Source organism: Rhodanobacter sp. G2-10 (assembly GCF_055809185.1).
On the sequence record NZ_CM147900.1, the window covers coordinates 1,142,015 to 1,161,693 of the forward strand.

At 65.3% G+C, this 19,679-nt stretch carries 15 protein-coding genes; 7 read left to right on the top strand and 8 right to left on the bottom strand.

Annotated features, from left to right (window positions below; genetic code table 11):
* Window positions 1-109: 109 nt before the first annotated feature.
* Window positions 110-1,015 (top strand): LysR family transcriptional regulator, encoded by a 906-nt coding sequence (locus AC0L58_RS05110; RefSeq protein WP_473687309.1) that lies wholly within the window; start codon window positions 110-112, stop codon window positions 1,013-1,015.
* A 44-nt stretch (window positions 1,016-1,059) separates the two neighbouring features.
* On the top strand, window positions 1,060-1,263 hold the full coding sequence (locus tag AC0L58_RS05115) for a hypothetical protein (RefSeq protein ID WP_473687311.1): 204 nt from the start codon (window positions 1,060-1,062) through the stop codon (window positions 1,261-1,263).
* Window positions 1,264-1,404: 141 nt separating this feature from the next.
* Here AC0L58_RS05115 and AC0L58_RS05120 read toward each other — a convergent pair whose 3' ends face one another.
* Complete coding sequence (locus tag AC0L58_RS05120) at window positions 1,405-3,450, bottom strand: TonB-dependent receptor plug domain-containing protein (RefSeq protein WP_473687313.1); 2,046 nt, start codon at window positions 3,448-3,450, stop codon at window positions 1,405-1,407.
* Between the two features lie 109 nt (window positions 3,451-3,559).
* On the opposite strand from AC0L58_RS05120, the gene AC0L58_RS05125 reads away from it, so the two are divergent.
* From AC0L58_RS05125 to AC0L58_RS05135, 3 genes are read left to right on the top strand one after another with little or no spacing between them, the layout of a single operon-like run.
* The gene (locus AC0L58_RS05125; RefSeq protein WP_473687315.1) at window positions 3,560-3,907 is read left to right on the top strand and encodes a PepSY domain-containing protein; all 348 of its coding nucleotides are present in this window, start codon (window positions 3,560-3,562) and stop codon (window positions 3,905-3,907) included.
* Window positions 3,907-4,569: a response regulator transcription factor gene (locus tag AC0L58_RS05130; protein WP_473687317.1), complete on the top strand. Its 663-nt coding sequence runs from the start codon at window positions 3,907-3,909 to the stop codon at window positions 4,567-4,569. The genes AC0L58_RS05125 and AC0L58_RS05130 overlap by 1 nt, the downstream gene beginning before the upstream one ends.
* Complete coding sequence (locus AC0L58_RS05135; protein ID WP_473687319.1) at window positions 4,566-5,936, top strand: sensor histidine kinase; 1,371 nt, start codon at window positions 4,566-4,568, stop codon at window positions 5,934-5,936. The genes AC0L58_RS05130 and AC0L58_RS05135 overlap by 4 nt, the downstream gene beginning before the upstream one ends.
* Before the next feature lie 14 nt (window positions 5,937-5,950).
* Here the strand turns inward: AC0L58_RS05135 and AC0L58_RS05140 are convergent, their stop codons facing one another.
* The 5 genes from AC0L58_RS05140 to AC0L58_RS05160 all read right to left on the bottom strand — a co-directional run bounded on the left by AC0L58_RS05140 (window position 5,951) and on the right by AC0L58_RS05160 (window position 11,238).
* The gene (locus tag AC0L58_RS05140; protein WP_473687321.1) at window positions 5,951-6,385 is read right to left on the bottom strand and encodes a hypothetical protein; all 435 of its coding nucleotides are present in this window, start codon (window positions 6,383-6,385) and stop codon (window positions 5,951-5,953) included.
* 432 nt (window positions 6,386-6,817) lie between these two features.
* A complete protein-coding gene (locus AC0L58_RS05145; RefSeq protein WP_473687323.1) occupies window positions 6,818-6,997 on the bottom strand; it encodes a hypothetical protein in 180 nt (59 codons plus the stop codon).
* Window positions 6,998-7,134: 137 nt separating this feature from the next.
* On the bottom strand, window positions 7,135-9,372 hold the full coding sequence (parC, locus tag AC0L58_RS05150; protein ID WP_473687325.1) for a DNA topoisomerase IV subunit A: 2,238 nt from the start codon (window positions 9,370-9,372) through the stop codon (window positions 7,135-7,137).
* Between the two features lie 151 nt (window positions 9,373-9,523).
* On the bottom strand, window positions 9,524-10,381 hold the full coding sequence (locus AC0L58_RS05155; protein ID WP_473687327.1) for a TraB/GumN family protein: 858 nt from the start codon (window positions 10,379-10,381) through the stop codon (window positions 9,524-9,526).
* Window positions 10,382-10,437: 56 nt separating this feature from the next.
* Window positions 10,438-11,238, bottom strand: coding sequence for a hypothetical protein (locus AC0L58_RS05160; protein WP_473687329.1), 801 nt, complete (start codon window positions 11,236-11,238; stop codon window positions 10,438-10,440).
* Between the two features lie 203 nt (window positions 11,239-11,441).
* Between AC0L58_RS05160 and AC0L58_RS05165 the strand changes: the two genes are divergently transcribed.
* Together AC0L58_RS05165 and AC0L58_RS05170 are read left to right on the top strand one after the other, a co-directional pair.
* Window positions 11,442-12,716 (top strand): MDR family MFS transporter, encoded by a 1,275-nt coding sequence (locus AC0L58_RS05165; protein WP_473687331.1) that lies wholly within the window; start codon window positions 11,442-11,444, stop codon window positions 12,714-12,716.
* Window positions 12,717-12,757: 41 nt separating this feature from the next.
* A complete protein-coding gene (locus tag AC0L58_RS05170; RefSeq protein WP_473687334.1) occupies window positions 12,758-12,949 on the top strand; it encodes a hypothetical protein in 192 nt (63 codons plus the stop codon).
* 44 nt (window positions 12,950-12,993) lie between these two features.
* On the opposite strand, the gene AC0L58_RS05175 is transcribed toward AC0L58_RS05170, so the two are convergent.
* Together AC0L58_RS05175 and AC0L58_RS05180 are read right to left on the bottom strand one after the other, a co-directional pair.
* The gene (locus tag AC0L58_RS05175) at window positions 12,994-13,485 is read right to left on the bottom strand and encodes a hypothetical protein (protein ID WP_473687336.1); all 492 of its coding nucleotides are present in this window, start codon (window positions 13,483-13,485) and stop codon (window positions 12,994-12,996) included.
* Between the two features lie 54 nt (window positions 13,486-13,539).
* Window positions 13,540-19,647, bottom strand: coding sequence for a VWA domain-containing protein (locus AC0L58_RS05180; RefSeq protein ID WP_473687338.1), 6,108 nt, complete (start codon window positions 19,645-19,647; stop codon window positions 13,540-13,542).
* Window positions 19,648-19,679: the final 32 nt, after the last annotated feature.

Below are 19,679 nucleotides of genomic sequence, written 5' to 3' on the forward strand. Positions count from 1 at the left end.
TGGGGTGCGCCGGCCCGTTCGGGCCGGTTGCTCCAACAATCTGGGTCGCTTGACGCATCAACACAATTGACGAAAAATCGCTTGATACGATCTAGTTTTTGGATAACTCGTGCTCGACAACGTCACCATCAACCAGCTGCGTGCGTTCGTTGCGGTGTGTGATCAGGGGAGCTTCTCGGGTGCGGCGCGGAAACTCGCGCGCGCGCAGTCGGCCATCAGCCACGCGATCAAGTCGCTGGAAAGTGCGTTCGATGTCGAGTTGTTCGAGCGCAACACGCGCAAGGCGCAGCTCACCGCAGCAGGCCGCAGCCTGCTGCCGGACGCACGGGCGGTGATCTCGCGCACCGAAGAAATGAAGAACCGCGCCGGCGCGATCGCCAAGGCCGGCGTGCCGCAGGTGTCGGTGGCGGTCGATGCCTACTTCCCGCGCACCCACCTGATCAACGGTTTGCGGACACTGCAGGAAGAGTTTCCGACCGCCGCGATCAACCTGCGCATCACCACCATGCAGGGCGGCGAGCACCTGGTGCTCGAAAGAGTATGTGCCCTGGCCGTCACGATCGAAAACGTGCCGGAGGTGAACCCGGACGCCATCGAACGCCATTGGTTGCGCGAGGAGGAAATGGTGACGGTATGCGCGCCATCCCATTCGCTCGCTTCGACCGCCAAACCCATCCCCGTGGACGAGTTCGGCCGCCACACCCAGATCGTCGTCACCGACAACCAGCCCGGCGCAGAAAAAAGCCAGCAGGGCGTCGCCGGCAAGCGCCAGTGGCTGGTCAACGACCTCGGCGCCAAACGCGACCTGCTCAAGGCCGGTCTCGGCTGGGGGCACTTGCCACGGCACCTCGTCAGCGAGGATCTGGCAAGCGGAGAACTCGTCGAACTGGAGCGCCGCGCCTGGCACATGGGGCCGCTCACATTCATGGTCTCGCAGCGGCGGGGGTGCGATCTTTCAGCGTGTGAGGCGCGGCTGGTCGGGCTGCTTGGGCGACGTCCTCCCAGTTTTGAGTAGCAAACCCGTTTGGAGTCGAATCCCTCAACTGAAGGAGGTTGGACGTGAAGAAGCGCATATTCGGAGAGCATCTCATCGGCCTCCTGCGTGACGCGGAAGCCGGCGTGGCGGTGCAGGACCCGTGTTGCAGGCACGGCTTCCGCGAAGCCTCGCACTACCTGGAGAACGAGATCACCCGCGGCGGAACAATCGTGTCAGGGACAATTTTCCTGATCGAAAGGCTCAACCACGCACTAAGCGACGCGTGAGCGGGCCCACGCCCGATCGCCATGTAGGGCGGGCTCCGCCCGCCGCCGTCGGATGGCGGTACATCTTGCCCGATTGCGACAGGCGCGCCCACGTAGGGTGAGGAACACGATGCTCTCGCAGTTCTTGCTGCCGGGATTGCCTCACCCACCAAAACTCCTGCGCAAGGTCACGCTGACGACGCCGGGGGTGCGGCGACGACGGCGCTCTACTTCATCGAGCGTCGCTGCTGAACGCGGACCATCGTATTTTCGGCGCGTTTCGATGAAGTCGCGACCGAACAGATCGGTCACTTCCGCGCGCAGGCGCCAGTGCGGGTCGAGGTTGTGTTCGACGAATACGGTCCAGCCCATGGCTTCCGATTCGCGCTTGACCTCGTCGTAGCGGATCTTGGTCTTGCGCTCGGCGATGTGGTCGAGTGCGATGCCCCAGTGCAGGTTCCAGGCTGGGAGATCCTGGGTCAGTGCGATTTGACCTTCGACCGGCTTCTCGCCCGAGATGGGGCGGGACTGGCCGGTGACCGGGTCGGTCACCCGGCTGCGTCGCCACAGCATCGAGGAGGTGAGCCTCGCACCGCTGAAACCGATGTCGTCCAGCGGCAACGACAGTTCGAGCGCCAGCGTATCGCGACGACCGTTTCCGATGTTGCCCGGTGCGTCGAACACATCGTCCGGAGTAATCACCAGCACGCGGTCGACCGCATCGCTGATGCGGTCGTGGGTCCAGCTGACGGTGAACGCGGCGTCAGTCAGGAACTGGTGTTCCCATGCCGCCGTCATGCGCCAGGTCTTGTCCGGCTCGAGTTCAGCGTTGCCGGCGCTGACCTGGTTGTTCTCCAGCGAGGCGGAAGCGACGAAATCGGAGAAGTCGAGCTGGCCCACTTCGCGCGACAGCGACAGGCGCAACTGGTCGCGCGAATCAACATCCCATTGCAGCGCCGCGCGCGGCTTGGGATAAATGAAGCGACGGGTGAGCGGACTGTCGCCTGTCTGTTCGATGGCGGATTTCTCCACGCGCAAACCGGCATCGAGCACCCAGCGCTGCCAGGGCTTCCAGGTCGCGCCAAGCGCCATCTCCACGCGCTTTTCCTCGACGCGCACATTCGAGCCGGGCAGGGTGGCGGCGTTGCCGTTGCTCTGCAGGTGGGCGGCGCTCTGAAGGAAATTGAACGCACCTTCCAGCGATCCGGTGAGCGACAGCGTGTCGGACCAGGCGTGGGTCAGGTCGAGGCGACCGATACTTTCGCCGGTGCGCGTGCGCTGGTCGAAGGTCTCGTCCCCGTCGTCGTCGCGCGAGTGTTCCAGGTCATCCAGCCAGCCCAGGTGCTGGGTTGCCATCATTTCCAGTTTCGTGCGGTCGCCCAGGTCGCGCACATAACGCGCGCCGACTTCGGCTTGCCGGGTGTCTTCATTCTCGCGCACGACTTCGTCGCCGTCGTCACCGGCGAGATCGGTGTTGGTGCGTTCGCGTTCGCCACGCATGGCGGCGGTGAGCGTGAGCTGCCCGCCGGCCAGCGGACGGCGCCAGTTGCCGGTGAGCTCGCTCTGCTTGTCCACGACGCGCCGGTCCAGTCGTTCCCGCGATTGCAAGGCACCGTCGGGGCCGATGTGGTAGATCGTGCCGCGGCCGCTGTCGTCGTCCAGCTCTGGCGAGATGCTCGCGGCCAGCTCGAAGGCATGGGAGTCGCGACGACGACTGTATTCGAGCTTTGCCTGCGGCGACGACCAGCCGTCCGTGGATGCCATCCATCCCCCTTCGAGCGCACCCGCGCTGGTGGCCTCGTGCCGGCGCACGATATTGGCGAGCACCGCATAGCCGGCCATGTCGATGCCCGAGACGCCACCGCGGATCAGTTCGATGCGCTCGACCAATGCCGCCGGGATGCGCTTGAGCAGGGTCTTGGCGTCCTCGTGTTTGCTGGTCGGGCGGGCGCCATCGATCAGCACGTTGCCGCGCGCGCCCGCGTATCCGCGCACATCCGCGTCGGCATCGACGATCACGAAACCGGGCACGCGCAACAGCATGTCGTAGGCGTTGGCGGGCGCGCTGTCCCGGAACTCGCTGGCGGGATAGGTGCTGATCTCTTGCGTTGCCGCGCCGGGCTCACGGGCATGCGCGGACGGAGTCGACAGCAGCAATACGAGGAGGACAACGGAGATGGGCAGACTTGCACGCGTGCCGTAGGACATGGAGACTTCGATTCCACAGGTGTTTCCCGCAGTCTGTGCCTGCGTGGCTGACACGCGTCGTACGTTGCGTGTCAGCTTGTTGTCAGGACGGCTGTTGCAGGATCGGCCCATGAAAAACAATCGCTCACTGCGTCGACTCGCCATTCCGTGCTCGCTGGCCATGGCGTTGCTTCTGTTGTCGGCGCTGGCCCTTTCCCCGGTGGCGCTGGCCGATCATCACGACCATGACGATCATGTCGAGGCGCGCGCCTTGCTGCAGCGTGGCGAAATCTTGCCGCTCAGCCGGATCCTGCAGATCGTGCAGCAGCGCGAACCCGGTGACGTGATCGAGGTCGAGCTCGACAATGGCAAGCATGGCTGGGAGTACGAAGTGAAGGTGCTCACCGCAAGTGGTCGCGTGCGCAAGGTGAAATTGAACGCCGGCAGCGGCGTCATCCGCAAGGTGAAGGACGACTGATGCGTTGTCTCGTCGTCGAGGACGATCCCGACATTCAGGCCGATATCGCGCGTGCGCTCGAAGCGGCCGGTTTTGCGGTCGACCTTGCCGGCGATGGTGAAAGCGCCTGGTATCGCGGCGATGTCGAGGATTACGACGCGGCCGTGCTGGATCTGGGCTTGCCGCGACTGGACGGATTGTCGGTGCTGCGGCGCTGGCGCGCGGCGGGTCGTGCGTTCCCGGTGATCGTGGTGTCTGCCCGCGGCGACTGGACCGAGAAGGTCGAGGGTATCGAAGCCGGTGCCGATGATTACCTGGCCAAGCCTTTCGAGATGGGCGAATTGATTGCGCGCGTGCGCGGCCTGATCCGGCGCGGCGCAGGGCGGCTGTCCAGCATCGTCACGATCGGCCGACTGCGGCTCGATACCACGCGCATGAGTGCGACCTTCGATGGTGCGCCTGCGCGCTTGTCACCGCTGGAATTCCGCCTGCTCGATTACCTGTCGCATCAGGACGCCCGCGCCGTGTCGGCTGGCGAGCTGGCCGAGCATCTCTATGGCGCGGCGGAGGATAGCGACACCAATGCGATCGAGGCGATCGTGGCGCGTTTGCGGCGCAAGTTCGGTAGCGAACTGATCGTGACCCGACGTGGCTTCGGCTATCTGCTGGAAACCACATCGTGATCACCCGCTCGCTGCACTGGCGTCTGCTGGTCGGTGCGGTGGCCGCCATCCTGTTGGCGTTGGTGGTGGCCTGGTTGTTCATGACGCTGCTGTTCGAACGTCACCTGGAACGTCGCCTGCAGGCGGAGATGACGCGTGATGGCCTGCGTCTGGTCGCCGGGCTGGTGATCGAGCCGGATGGCGCATTGCAGGTCGAGCGACCACCCGTGGATTCGCGCCTGGAAACTCCGGCCGGTGGCTATTACTGGGAGGTGTCGAGCGCGCACAGCACGCTGCGCTCGCGTTCGTTGTGGGACGCCGATCTGCGCCGCCCTGCTGACCTTTCCGCCACCGACTGGCAGATGCAGCATGCCGAGGGGCCATACGGTCAGCGTGTCTCGATCCTCGAACGACGCGTCGAACTCACTGACGCCGGTCCGCCGGTGCTGGTCCAGCTGGCACTGGATAGTGCGCCCCTGGTATCGGCGCGCGCGGAGTTCGCTCGCGAGTTGGCAGCGTTTCTGGCGGTGCTGTGGCTGGCGCTGTCTGCCGCGGCCTGGTTGCAGGTGCGACTGGGATTGCGTCCGCTGGGCCGAGTGCGCAGTGATCTGGCGGTGTTGCGCGCCAACGCGAGCAGCCGGTTGCCGGAATCGCGCCTGCGCGAAGTGCAGCCGTTGGTCGACTCGATCAATGCGCTGGCAGATGCGCGTGAGCGCGACCTCGGCGTGGCCCGGCAACGTGCGGCCGACCTTGCACACAGCCTGAAGACACCGCTGTCGGCGATGGTGGCGCAGAGTCGGCGCGCGCGTGAAGCCGGTGCATCGCAGGCGGCGGATGGCCTGGACAGGTCCATTGCGGCGATCCGGCGCACGGTGGAGGCCGAATTGGCGCGTGCGCGAGTCGCGGTGATCCGACGCCAGCGCGGCGGCAACGCCGCCGTGCGTGACACCGTCGAAGGTCTGCTGACCGTGCTCGAGCAGACTGATCGCGGTGGCGAACTGGCGTTCTCTATCGATATTCCGGCCAGCCTGCATCTGGCAGTGCAGCCGACGGATCTCTCGGAGATTCTCGGCGCGGTGCTGGAGAACGCGGTGCGTTATGCGCGTCGACAGGTGAGGGTCAGTGCACAGGCGGGACCGGAGTGGGCCAGCGTCAGCATCGAGGACGATGGCCCGGGTATCGCGGCGGAACAGACTCGCGAGGCCCTGATGCGCGGTGGCCGTCTGGACGAGGCGAACCAAGGTAGCGGGCTGGGCCTGGCGATTGCGCGCGAACTGGTTGAAGCCACTGGCGGCACGATCGCCATGGCGCGATCTGCGCTGGGCGGATTGAGGGTCGACTTCTGCTGGGGGCCCGGAACGGTGACATCAGGCAACCACGACGCCTGAACCCGAGCGACGGGTCAGTGCCCCCGATCGTGGAAGCGACCGGTGCCGCTGCTGATGGAGAAATTGACGACCCCGCTGGGGTCGTCGCAGCTTCCGAACGCCTTGCTGACGCTGACCGTGCCGGTCTGGTAATTGCCGTTCACGTGGCGACCGCTCATCACGCCCACGCCGACGCTGCCATGCACTTGCGGCTGGTTGTAGGTCGAATCATCACACGGAGGCCGGGCGTCACTGGCGACTTCGGTATTGCCCATGCGGCCACTGGTGTCGCCGTAGTACACGCCGGGCGCGCTGCTGGACGGACTGGCGGCCACGGCAGCGCTGCTGCTTGCAGCGGGCAGGTCACTGGGCGGCAGCTTCAGGTTGAGTGGCTTGCTTGCGCTTTGCGCCCATGCCGATGTGACCATCAGGGTGGCCAACATGGCGGGAAAAAACCGTGGGATGTTCATGCGCACTCCTGGGTTGCCACACATTCAACGCACCATACCGCGTTGGCGCGTACATCCTTGTTGGAAAGGTGCCACGCCGACAAGTTCCAAGACATGCCAGTTTCGTAGGGCGGGCTCTGCCCGTCGGCCTTTCGACGAGGCAGTGCGGCAAAGGACGGCGGGCAGAGCCCGCTCTACGGGGTCGAGGCGGCGAGGGAGGGGCGGCGGGCGGAGGGTTTCGATCCGCTGGACTCGCCGCGGTCCACGCGGCAGCAGCCCGGCGCGGCTTGTGAGTTTGCGAGCGCCGGCGTACATGGTGACTTCGCCCTTGCCTTCGCTGACCACGGCAACGCCGGCCACCAAGTTCCCAGGCATGCCAGTTTCGTAGGGCGGGCTCTGCCCGCCGGCTTTTCGACGAGGCAGTGCGGCAAAGGGCGGCGGGCAGAGCCCGCCCTACGGGATCGAGGTGGCGAGGGAGGGGTGGCGGGAGGAGGTTTCGATCCGCTCGACTCGCCGCGGTCCACGCGGCAGCAGCCCGGCGCGGCTTGTGAGTTTGCGAGCGCCGGCGTACATGGTGACTTCGCCGTTGCCTTCGCTGACCACGGCAACGCCGGCCACCAAGTTCCCAGGCATGCCAGTTTCGTAGGGCGGGCTCTGCCCGCCGGCCTTTCGACGAGGCAGTGCGGCAAAGGGCGGCGGGCGGAGCCCGCCCTACGGGATCGAGGCGACGCGGGGGTGGCGGGCAGAGCCCGCCCTACGCGATCGGTGGTTCAGCCGGTGGTTTCGATTCGCTCGACTCGGCGCAGTCCGCGCGGCAGCAGGCCGCCGCGGCTGGCGCGGTTGCCGCCGTATTCGACCAGATCCGGCCATCTCAGGGTAAGTTTGCGGGCGCCGGCGTACATGGTGACTTCGCCCTTGCCTTCGCTGACCACGGCAACGCCGGCCACGCGTTCGCCCTCGGACAGCTGCTTCTTCGGAATCTCGATCAGCTTGTTGCCTTTGCCCTTGTCCAGTTCCGGCAGTTCGGCGACCGAGAACATCAGCAGGTGGCCTTCGGTAGTGACCACCACGATGCGGTCACGCGCGGGATCGGCGCTGATCTGCGGCGCCAGCACCCTGGCCTTGTCGGTAAGGCTGATGATCTGCTTGCCGGCCTTCTGCCGCCCGGTGAGCGCCTCGAAGCGGGTGACAAAGCCGTAGCCGAAGTCGCTGGCCAGGATCAGGCGGGTGTCGTTGTCGCCGGCAATCACCGCGTCGAAGCTGGCGCCCGAGGCCGGGCTGAAGCGGCCGGTGAGCGGTTCGCCGTTGCCGCGGGCCGAGGGCAGGGTGTGGGCGAGGGTCGAGTAGGCGCGACCGGTCGAGTCGATGAAGACCACCTGTTGGGTGGTGCGCGCCTTGACCGTGGCGAGCAGGCTGTCGCCCTCCCGATAGTTCAGGCCTTCGGCGTCGATGTCGTGGCCCTTGGCGGCGCGCGCCCAGCCTTTTTGCGAGAGCACCACGGTGACGGGCTCGCTGGCCACCAGCGCGCTTTCGTCCAGCGCATGCGCCACTTCGCGTTCGACCAGCGGCGAGCGGCGCGCGTCGCCGAATTTTTCAGCGTCGGCGCGAAGCTCGTCCTTGATCAAACCCTTCAGCTTGGCGGGTGATTTCAGCAATACGTTGATGCGCGCACGCTCCTCTTCGAGCTGGTCGGCTTCGGCGGAGATTTTCATCTCCTCCAGGCGGGCCAGTTGGCGCAGACGGGTTTCGAGGATGTAGTCGGTCTGCTCCTCGCTGAGCTTGAAGCGGGCCATCAGCACCGCCCTGGGCTCGTCCTCGGTACGCACGATGCGAATCACCTCGTCGAGGTTCAGATACGCGATGCGCAGGCCTTCGAGCAGGTGCAGCCGGCGTTCGACCTTGGCCAGACGGTTGTTCAGCCGGCGCGTCACCGTGGTGGTGCGGAAGCTCAGCCATTCGGTGAGGATGCGCTTGAGGTCCTTGACCTGCGGACGGCCGTCCAGACCGATCATGTTGAGGTTGACGCGGAAGCTCTTTTCCAGATCGGTGGTGGCGAACAGATGCTGCATGGTCTCGTCGGCATCGACGCGACTGGAGCGCGGCACGATCACCAGCCGAGTGGGATTTTCATGATCGGACTCGTCGCGCAGGTCCTCGATCATCGGCAGTTTCTTGGCACGCATCTGCGCGGCGATCTGCTCGAGGATCTTCGACGGGCTGACCTGGTGCGGCAGCGCGGTGATCACGATGTTGCCTTCCTCGCGCTGGTAGACGGCGCGGGCGCGCACCGAACCGCCCCCGGTCTGATAGATCGCCAGCAGGTCGGCGCGTGGGGTGATGATCTCCGCTTCGGTCGGATAGTCCGGGCCGGGCACGTGTTCGCACAGTTCGGCGACCGTGGATTTCGGTTCGTCCAGCAGCCGGATGCAGGCGGTGACCATTTCGCGCAGGTTGTGCGGCGGAATGTCGGTGGCCATGCCCACCGCGATGCCCATCGAGCCGTTCAGCAGCACATGTGGCACACGCGCAGGCAGCCAGCTGGGTTCTTCCAGCGTGCCGTCGAAGTTCGGCACCCAGTCGACCGTGCCCTGGCTCAGTTCGCCCAGCAGGGCTTCGGCGATCGGGCTGAGCCTGGACTCGGTGTAGCGCATCGCCGCGAAGCTCTTGGGGTCGTCCGGCGAGCCGAAGTTGCCCTGGCCATTGACCAGCGGATAGCGATACGAGAACGGCTGCGCCATCAGCACCATCGCTTCGTAGCTGGAGCTGTCGCCATGCGGATGGAACTTGCCGATCACGTCACCGATGGTGCGCGCGGATTTCTTCGGCTTGGCGGTGGCGTTCAGGCCCAGCTCGCTCATCGCATAGATGATGCGGCGCTGCACCGGTTTCAGCCCGTCGCCGACGAAGGGCAGGGCGCGGTCCAGCACCACGTACATCGAGTAATCGAGATAGGCCCGCTCGGCGTATTCCTTGAGCGGGATCTGTTCGTAATTGGCTTGCAGGTTCATTCAGTGGGGTCTGATGTGTGGCGCGCAACGCGCAGATAACCGGTCGATGGTGCCAGAAACCGGAAGCTTCTTGTAGGAGCGCACCGAAGTGCGCGACGGCTCTTGCTGTTGGGTCATTCAGAGCAAAAGCATCGAGCACTTCGCTGCGCTCCTACAGGCGTGTGGCCTCGATCGCCATCTTGTCGAGCTGGGCCTGCACGCTGTCCGGGCCGGCCAGGTGGGCCGCGCCGACGGCGATGAAGACGGTGCCGGGTTGCTTGAGCAGGCTGGCGACTTTTGCGGCCCAGGCCTGGTTTCGTTGTACCAGCAGGCGCTGGTAGAGTTCCGGGCTTTGCTGACGCATGTCGTCGTCTTCGATCCGCGCGATCCGCGCGATATCGCCTGTCTTCCAGGCATCGATCAGTTCGGTCAGTTGAGCCGGGCCCTTGTCGATGTCCCTGAGGGTCGAGCGCAGGAAGGCGATCTGGGTTGATTCGGGCATGTCGGCCAGCAGGCGGATTTGCTGCTCGGCCGTTTCCAGCCCAAGCACCGGCTTGCCTGCAGCCAGCATCTGCACCTTGAGCTGCTTGTCGACACCGTGCTGCGGATCGAGCCCGGCTTTCAGCAGGGGAGCCGCCGCCAGGGTCAAGGCGGCAAGCCAGGGCCGCATCATGTTCAGCGCCTGCATGCCACCGGGTACCCCGGCCTGTGTCGCCGCTGCCTCGAGCTTCTGCAGTTCGGCCGGCTCCAGCAGGCCACTCAGCGGGTGCGTGGGGTCTATCCCATGGCGCAGGACCAGCGCTGCGACGGTGGCCTGATCGTCATCGGTCAGCTCGATATACAGCGTCTGGCTGGCGGCCAGGGCCTTGTCCAGGCCCGGGTAATGCCAGTCGGTATCGGCCGGGAGCAGGTGGACGGTGCCGAACAGGTAAATCGTGGTGTCGGCGTCTTTCGCCACCCACAGCGCAGGACGAGCCGACGCGAGCAGGGGGAAGAACAAGGCGACAAGCAGCAGCAGGCGAAGTTTCATGGGTGCAGTGTCGGGCCAAGCCACCCGCCGGATCAATGGGCAAGGTCGCGCGGCACTTATTTGGCCAGCTTATCGACCATGCGCAGCAACACGCCGCCGCCGGGTACCAGGCTGCTGGCGATCTCCACGCCCAGGTCGAACAGCGTGTCGCGCGAGCCGAGTGAACGCATCATGTTCGACAACATGCGACCTTCGCGATTGACGCGGCCATTCAGTCCATCGATTTCGATGACGCCATGCTTGTCCTTCCAGAGGAAGTCGAACGCGTAGATTGGCCGGTAGTACAAGGTCATCGATTCGACTTCCAGCACGTCTTCGTGGATTTCGTCCGCGGCCAGAGGCTTCATCAGGCGCGATTTCATTTCCTGCACGAGGAACTGGGCGGTTACCGAGGGCACGATGAAGTGCGGTTCGCTGCTGGCTTGCACCACGTCGTGCACATAGTGGCTCACGTAATCGGCCAGCTCACGCGCAAGGTGTTCGCGCGCCATGCCATCGAAGTATTCCGCCAAGGCCAGCACGCTGCGGCAATGTTCCACGCCCGTCAGCTTCAAGACGTGGTTGGCGTCCGGCACGCATTCCCGGTTCAGCAGGCTCACGCTCTGGATATGCGTATTTCCCAGCGGGATCGAATAGGTCGTCTTCTTGTCGTAACGCGTGGTACGGACGGCCTTGATGTGCCAGAACGGCTCGTAACGCTTCTCGGTGGAATGCAGCGAGATGTCCGCCTCTTTCGGTCGATCCCACACCTTCATCCGCGCGAGCATGCCGAAGGCCTGCAGTTTTTCCTTGTCGGCGAACGCACGGGCCGAGCTTTCCGTATACACATCATCGAATACGCAGACCCGTTCTTCCATTGCAATCTCCAGCGTTGCGGTCGCCCGGCGCGGACGCCTGGACCGAAGGCCGACAGGCCTCAGGCGGATTATGAGCCTCAGCGCTGCGGGATTCGCAATCGCGGAGCAGAACCTCGGCAGCACGGATTGTCCGATCGTCGCGATCAGGATGCGCGGCAGGGCATGGTGTAGCTTTGGGCGGGTGCGAACCAGCTCTCTTTCACATGTCCGATAACGCGCCCGACATCGCGCAGCGTGGCTGGATCCTGGCAGCCCTGATGATGACCATGATGCTGGCGGCGATGGACACCACCATCGTCTCGACCGCGATCCCGCAGATCGTCGGCGACCTCGGTGGTTTTGCGCTGTTCACCTGGGTGATCTCGATCTACCTGCTGGCGCAGACGGTGACCATACCGATCTACGGCAAGCTGGCGGACACGTTCGGGCGCAAGCCGATCCTGCTGGTCGGCACGCTGGTCTTCCTGGCCGGCTCGGTCGCCTCGGCGCTGGCGTGGGACATGGTCTCGCTGATCGCATTCCGCGGCCTGGAGGGGCTGGGCGCCGGGTCGATCATGGCCACGGTGAACACGCTGGCCGGCGACTTGTATTCGGTGCGCGAGCGCGCGCGGATCCAGGGTTGGCTGTCCAGCGTATGGGGCGTGGCGGCGGTGGTCGGCCCGACCCTGGGCGGCGCGTTTGCCGAATATGCATCCTGGCGCTGGATCTTCCTGATCAACCTGCCGATCGGCGCGGTGTCGCTGGTCCTGATTGGCCGCTTCCTGCAGGAGCAGCCGTCACACCGGCGCCATCGCATCGACTATGCCGGTGCCGGGCTGGTCCTGGCCGCGGGCGGCGCTCTGGTGTTCGGATTGCTGCAAGGCGGCCAGGCGTGGCCGTGGCTGTCAACGCCCAGCCTCAGCGTATTTGCGGTCACCGCGCTACTAATCGCCGTAGCGGTCCTGGTCGAACGACGGGCGGCAGAACCGATCATGCCGGGGTGGCTCTGGCGTCATCGGGTGCTGGCGGGGACCAACCTCGCGATGGTCGGCATGGGGCTGGTGATGATGGGGCCGAATACCTACCTGCCAACCTTTGCCCAGTCGGTCCTTGGTTTGGGCGCCATTGCGGCGGGATTCGTATTGGCCGCGATCAGCATTGGCTGGCCGCTGGCCTCGTCGCTGTCGGGGCATCTGTATCTGCGCATCGGCTTTCGCGACACCGCGCTCGGCGGCGCGGTGCTGGTGGTGATTGCCGCCGCCGGATTCCTGATGCTGCCATATCCCGGGCCGGTGTGGCTGGTGGTGCTCGACCAGGTCGCGCTTGGCGCCGGCTTCGGCCTGCTGTCGACGCCGCTGCTGGTGGGGGTGCAATCGACCGTCACCTGGCGCGAGCGCGGCGTGGTCACCGGTGCCAACATCTTCTCGCGTTACCTCGGTCAGAGCCTGGGCGCGGCGCTGTTGGGGCGATCTTCAACAGCGCCATCGCTGCCGAACTGAGCCGGGCGCCTGCGACACTGAGCGCTCATCTGCCGCAACACGTGGATGCGGTGATCGGTGCGTTGCACGGTGGTCAATTGCACGGCGCCGCCGAGGGCTACCTGCGCCACGCGATGTACGTGGCCACGCATGATATTTACTTGGCCATGGTGATCGTTGCCTTGTGCACGCTGGCTGCCGTGCTGGTGACGCCGCGCCATTTTGCCCAGGCGGAAGAGGTCGCGGCGAGCTGAGCGCACACGTGAGGATTTGCATCGGGCGCCATCACGGCGCTGGATCAGTCGGCCCCCAACATCGTCTTGATCTGCGCCATGTGCTGCTGGCAAAAGCGCGCCTGCTCGAGGGTGGCGCCGATGTGCTCATCGAACGTGTGCGTCGCGCCCATGCCCACGGCCGCGGAATAACCATTGATCAGGGCCAGCGTGGTCAGCACGAACTGGCGTGACGAAAGGCGCTGGCGCGCCAGGGCGGCCTGTGTTTCCGGGCTGGCATCGACTTCGGCGACAAGTGCCTCGACGGTGCGCGGCTGATCCTGGTCATCGGTCAGGCTCATCACGCTGTCTTTGTCGCGCAGCGCCGCGGTGGCTTCGAGAGCGGCCGCGCTGACCCGCTTGAGCAGGTCGGCATCGAGATTCACCGCGCGAACGGCGGCAGTGGCTTGCGGGTTTTGCTCGCCTGCGATTGCAGGCGTTGGCAGGACGGCAATTGCACATGAAAGGATGAGGCTGCAAAGCTGCAGGCAGCGGGATGCGGTGTTCAGTGGCGACATGGGTCAGTTTCCCTGGATGAGCGCAGTGGTGATGGTGCAGTGAAGTACTCGTCTTCAATGCTTTTTTGGTGGTGACGGCTTGGGCGGCCGGGCACGCTTGAAATAATAGGCGGCGCCGGCCTTGAACCCGTTGGTGAAGGTAAGCAGGTTTTGCTTGAACTCGATCTTCAGCTTCGGACTGGTCAGGGCATCCTCGAATGTCTTGGCGAACACATTGGGTGCGCTCACCTTTGCCGACAATTTGACAGCGCGAAAGTCGATCGACGCGACAGTCAGGCTGTCCAGCTTTTTCACGCCGGACAACACTTTTCCAATCTGTGCGGTGTAGTCCTCTGCGGCAGCGAGTACCTGGGCATAGTCCGAGGTTTCAAGCGAGAAACTGCTGACGCTCCAGACTGCCGTGTCGACCCCCACGAAGCCGCCGACCATGAACTGCAGATAGTCGCCGCTGGTAGGAGCAATCGGTTGCATCGCCATCACGTAGTCGGCAAAGCTGCCATGTTCGCCGGTGTCCATGAGCGCAATGGTTTCGTAGGTGCCCGGATCGACTTCCAGCCACGCCCAGCGTTCCTCGCCGTACAGGCGCGTCGGCTTGCTGGGAATCAGCAATGCAGCTTTCGATGCCTTTATGCGTGTGATCAACGAATCGGGCATGCCGTGCGCGCGCAAGTATTCGATATCCTGGCTTCGGTTTTCGGCCAGGCTGAGGATCAATTGGGTGTCGTCGGGACTGCGATTCCACGCCTCCATGAAGTCGGCCTTGTCGGCGGGCAACACCGCGCCTTCCAGATGCGAGGCGAACATGCCGCTCATCAGGTTGAATGCGTGCACGGCCTCGGCCGCGCCGCTGTGCAGTTCGTTGGCCGACTGCATCAGGTCCATGCTGGTGCGCAACCGCGAGGGTTCGCTGGCGCGGCGTACCGTGACCAGCAGTGTGCGTTCGCGATTCGTGCGGCCCGTGGTCACGGCCAGGTCGCTGGCGAGCTGGTTTTCGTAGCGGGTCTGATTGGCGACGAAGCGGTAAACGATGCTGCGGGTGTACCAGTCGAGCGCCGAGTGCACGGTAGGTTTGGCGACCGCGAGATAGATGCCGTCGGCGGCTTTCTGCAGTTGGGCCGCAGCTTCGGGCGGCAGGTCGGGCAGGTTGACGGCAAGCGTGAAGAACACGCCAGTGATGTCCTCGCCTTTTTTCAGGGTCAACGTGTGGGTCAGAGTGCGTTCGGGCAGCGCCACTTCGATGCGTGCACCGGTCACCGTGTACTTGGCTGGATCGACGTAGTCGTCGCCCGGTACCTGGAGGATCTGGTTCTCGAGCACCGCGGTGTAGCGGCCTTGCTGCGCGCCGACGCGAATGTCGACCGGGCTGCGCCCCAGATCGTCCAGTGGCAGTGTGGTGCGCAATACGCGGGTTTCCTTCGCCGTGGGTGCGCTAGTACTGCCGCCGGTCAGCGCGTCGGCCATGGTTCCGGCCATGGCGTTGAGTCCGCGGGTGTCGCGCGGGCGCAGCTGGAAAAACACCCGGATCTGCGCTTCCTTTGCCGTCATTGTGCGGTCTTCCTGATCGGCTGACAGGAACGCCAGTCCGCCCAGTTCGGACAGGTCTTTCATGAACGGCACGACGTACAGTTTCGGTTGGCCTTGTGCGTCCGTGTAAGCCCAGGCGGGCAGGTAGCGTTCCTTTGCTTCGTCGACATGGCCCAGGGTCGCGAGCGCCTTGCGGCCTGCGTCGGTCAAGGTCACCGCGCGCAGTGACGGCGCGTAGCCGAGCCGCGCGAGCAGTCCGCTGGCCAGCTGGGCCAGATCGCCTTCATTGCCCCAACCTTGCGTCAATACCGACTCGGGCGCGTTGCGGTAATGCCAGTAGTCGTCCGGGGAGGGCAGCCAGCGCAGTCCCTGCAGCAGCGCCTGCATGTCGGCCATGCTGGTGACGGAGGCCAGCCGTGTGGCGCCGGCGATGGCCGGCGCGGGGACCGGGACATCCTGTGCCGGGCCACCAGGTGCGGCTGTGGGTGCGGGTTGATGTGCGGCGAGTTGGGCGCGGTAGTTGGCGATGGTGCCCTTCAGCGCCAACGCCAGTTGCCGGTCGAAGCGCTGATCGGCGGGTGGATCCACCCGATCGGCGAGCAGTGCGCCCTGTGCGTAGGCGGCCTTGGCCAGCGGCAGTTTCAGGTCGGGGAAGAATTCCGATTGCAGGGTGAACGTGCGTTTGTCCCAACTGCGCGGAAGCGAGAACACCAGCAGGCCGCGCCGGCGCGTGCCGTCGAACACTTGCCAATCCTTGTCGATGCCCAGCAACAGCCGGTCGGTGAGGGTGTCAGGGGGCAGCGCTGTCGGTCCGTCTGCCGGCGGTGCGCCGTCGGGCACCAGATGGAACGCTTCGCGCAGGCCGGACAGACCGGTGCCGGCCTGGCTGTTGTCGACGGTGACGTCGGCGACCACGTAGTTGCCGTAGGGCCAGTGCGGCGCCGCCGCCCTGGCCAGGGCATTCACGGTCAGGCTCATGCCGGTGCCCTGGTAGCTTGCGGTGGTACTCGCTGAAGGCGACATCGTGCCGTTCACTGGCAGCACCGCGGCGCCGCCGGACAGGTCGGCGTACAGCTGCATCGGCGCGTCCTTCAGTGCGGTCGGCAACTGGAAGGCGAAGCGCACCTGGTTGGACGAGCCGGGCGCCAGCGTCACCGGCCACAGGAAACCGAACGGCAGTCGCGACGTGGCGTTGTTGACCGGCAGCATGAACGGGCCGGCGGGCGTGTCGGCGCTGAGGTAGAAGCGCTGCCACGGCGTCAGTCGCAGGTCGGCCTGCCGTTTCGAATCCAGGCGTGCCTCGAGCACCTTGAACTCGCTGTCCGCGCCGGCGGCCACGTCCTCGATCCGGTCCATGTCCTGGCTGGCGGTGAGCGCCATCGTGAACGTGTCCGACAGTTTGCCGTTCACGCCCTTGGGCAGTGCGGTGAGTGCGACCTGGCGCGGCGTGGCCGGACCGACCAGCGGCAGGGTGATGTGGCCGTTGTTGGTGTCATAGAAATCGGCAGACAGCTGGCTGATCGTCTGGTCGGGCACCAGAAAAAGCAGCGCGCCGTGGACGGTTTCGTCCGGTTCGATCCGGATGCTGTTGTCGCCGGGCGCGGCCAGCGGGGCCTGCGCCAGCCAGGTCGCCGGCGAGGCGGGCCACGCGCCAGCCTGATTGAGGCCGACGAAAAAGTGCGAGGCGAAGTCGGGGATCAGGTCGGGCGCACCTTCGGACTGGATGTTTTTCATGGTCATGTCCAGCGCCATGAAGACCTGCCCGCCGGGCGCGTCGATGCCGTGGAAGCGCTTCATCAAGTACATCTCGCGTACGTGCCATGCCATCGCCGCGTTCTTGCCAGTGACGTCGAGCGGCAAGCGTTTGGTGATGGTCACGTCCTGGCTGGGCAGGTCGCGGCCATAGACCAGCGCCGCGGCGGCGTCGCCGTACTGCGGAGCGGGCAGGCCGGTGCGGTAGCTGATCGTGTCGAAGGCGACATGCTCGGCGGCACTGCGCAGCACGGGAAACTCGAGCAGGCTGCTGTCGGCGTCGGTGCGCGTGCTGCCGTTCGCGGCAGGGCCGCTGACACTGACGGTGATTGCCGCCTTGCCGGCGGGTCGCGCCTTCGCGTTGGCCAGCACCTCCTGCAGCGCCTGCGAAAGCACCGCCGGGTCTTCCGAGATCACGTACTTGCCACCGGAAGTGTCGGCCGCCCATTTGAACGCGCCTTCGGCATCGGCTGTGCCCATGCCGACCCACAACACCTGGATGCCGTCTGCCTTGATGCCTTGCAGCAGCTTCTCGAACGCCGGCTTGTCGCCCTTGTCCACATCCAGCGCCGCGTCGGTCAGGTAGACGATGACGCGCTTTTCCGCCGGCACTCCCTTCAGCGACAGGTATGCCTGCCTGACCGAACCGAAAATGTCGGTGCCCGGCCGCACCTCCAGGCTGCCCAGTGCCTGCAGCAGGTCGGACTTGCGCTGGGTGAACACCTGGCTGACGTTGACCTCGCCGGAAAAGCTGATCAGCTGGGTGAGACTGTTCGCCGGCATCTGCTTGATGAACTCGTGGTAGAGATTCTTCATCTTGTCGATGCGGTAATTGCAGTAGTCGCAGTCCGCGCCGGTGGGTGCCGTGTCCATCGACTGACTGATGTCGGTGGCCAGGGTGATCACCGGCAGGTTCGAGGGGGCCGCTTCGCGCGGGCGCTCGTAGGTCGCCGCGAACCGGTTGCCGAGCCGGTCGTTGATCGAGGCGAACACGTGCTCCAGCGCGGTGGTGTCGTCGGCGGAGTAATAAGTGCCTTCGGACATCCCCGCCAGTTCCTTCAGCGTGGCGCCGTCATGACCGCGGCCGAAGCCGATGGTGAACAGCGGCACGTGCGAGTCGGCCACAGCCTGGGCCACCTGCAACCTGGTCGCGCTGCTGCCTTTGCCGGAATGGTCTTCGCGGCTGTCGACGCCGTCGGTGAAGACCACCAGGGTCGGGCGCTGTTCGCCGTCGAGCTGCTTCAACCCTGCCAGCACCGCGTCGTACAGTGCGGTCGAGCCGCCGGCGCTGATCTTGCCAAGATCGCGCAGCGCCTCGGCCTTGCTGGTGCCCGTGAACGGGCGTACCTGCGAATCGAAATCGACCAGTTGCACCCGCGTGTTGTCCGGCAGGCCCTCGATGAAGCTGCGGGCGGAGGCGAGTACGCGGGTCATCGAACGGCGCATCGAGCCGGAGGAGTCGAGCACCAGCACCAGGCTGGGCGGAGTCTTCAGGCGTTCGATCGACAGGATCTTCGTGGGCTTGCCACCTTCGACGATCTGCGTGTTCCCCGTCGTCGGCAGCAGCTTCGCGCCGGCGCCGTTTTCCAGTAGAAAGTCCACCGTGGCCTGATCGCCTTGCGTGTTGGCACCCAGGATATGCAATGCGCTGCCAAGGCCGCCGGCATGCTCCACCGACGGATCGCGATACGCGCGATCAATCAGCGAGCCGACATCGAGCACCGTCATCTCGCCCGCGCTGACCGGCACCAGTCGGGTGGCCAGGGTGTCGGAGGCCGCCTTGTTGGTGTTGGGCACCAGTTTGATGTTCCAGTAGCCCGACGGCAGCCAGAACAGCGTGTCGCCTTCGGGTGTGCGTTCGCCGCTGCGATCCAGTTCGGGATGGCTGATCGAGATGCCGTCGGGTGCGCTGACCCACACCTGGCCCAGCGTGGCACCGCGTACCCTGAGCGCGCCCAGCCGCTCGCCGTCGTGGACCGGCAGCATGTCCTCGCCTTCCTCCAGGGTCACCGTCAGCGACTTCGGATCGGTCTTGCCGCTCCAGGTCAGCTTCCACTGGATCGGCAGGCTGCTGTCCTGCGGCAGGTCGTCGAGCGCGTAGTCGTGGGTCTTGTAGGCGTACAGCGTGTGCTGGTACGCGAGATCGCGCCGGTAATGTCCCTGCAGGTAGGTGTTGCTGCCGAACAGCGTGGTCTGGCCGGATTCCATGTTCAGCCTGAGGCTCTGGAAGACGTGCCGCGGGTTGGTTGTGGTGAAATGGATCACGCCGTCCTTGAAGTCGGCGGTGTGGAAGGTGAGCGGCTTGTCGGCGCGTAGTCGCAGTTCCTTGCACAGGGTCAGCCGATAGCCGCCACCGTGGGGCGAGGCCAGGCCCCACCAGTCATTGCCGTCGCCATCGCGCGCATGCAGCGCCAGACTGTCGCGATCGGCCGGCCAGGATTCGCCGCCCAGGTCGGCCACATAGCGGGAGAGATCGTCGAAGGCGCTGGCATTGTCGTCATGCCAGTCGACCTGCATCTGCCACAGTTCGCCGCTGCTGGAGCGGACGGTTTCCATGTTGGTCTTGTCGATGTAACGAAGATCCAGCTGGCCATTGCGAGTGAGCTCGATCGAGCCGTACGCCTTCTGGGCACCAAACGGATTGATGAACGGCACCGCCGTTGTCCAGGTGCCGACCGGATAGATCTTGCGCGGAGGAGCCGCCGTGGCTGCCGTCGCTGCCACGGCCGGATCGCGCGTATCGGCAAGCGCGGTCGTACCCGCGGGCACGGTGGATCGTTGGCTGACCGTTGTCGATCCGTGACTGCGCCACAACAGGGCGCCGGTCGTGAGTACGGCCACCCCGACGAGAAGGACGAGCAGCCTGGCGCGCAGGGCGGTTTTCATCGTGTTGCCTTCCTGGTACCTGACGGCCGGGT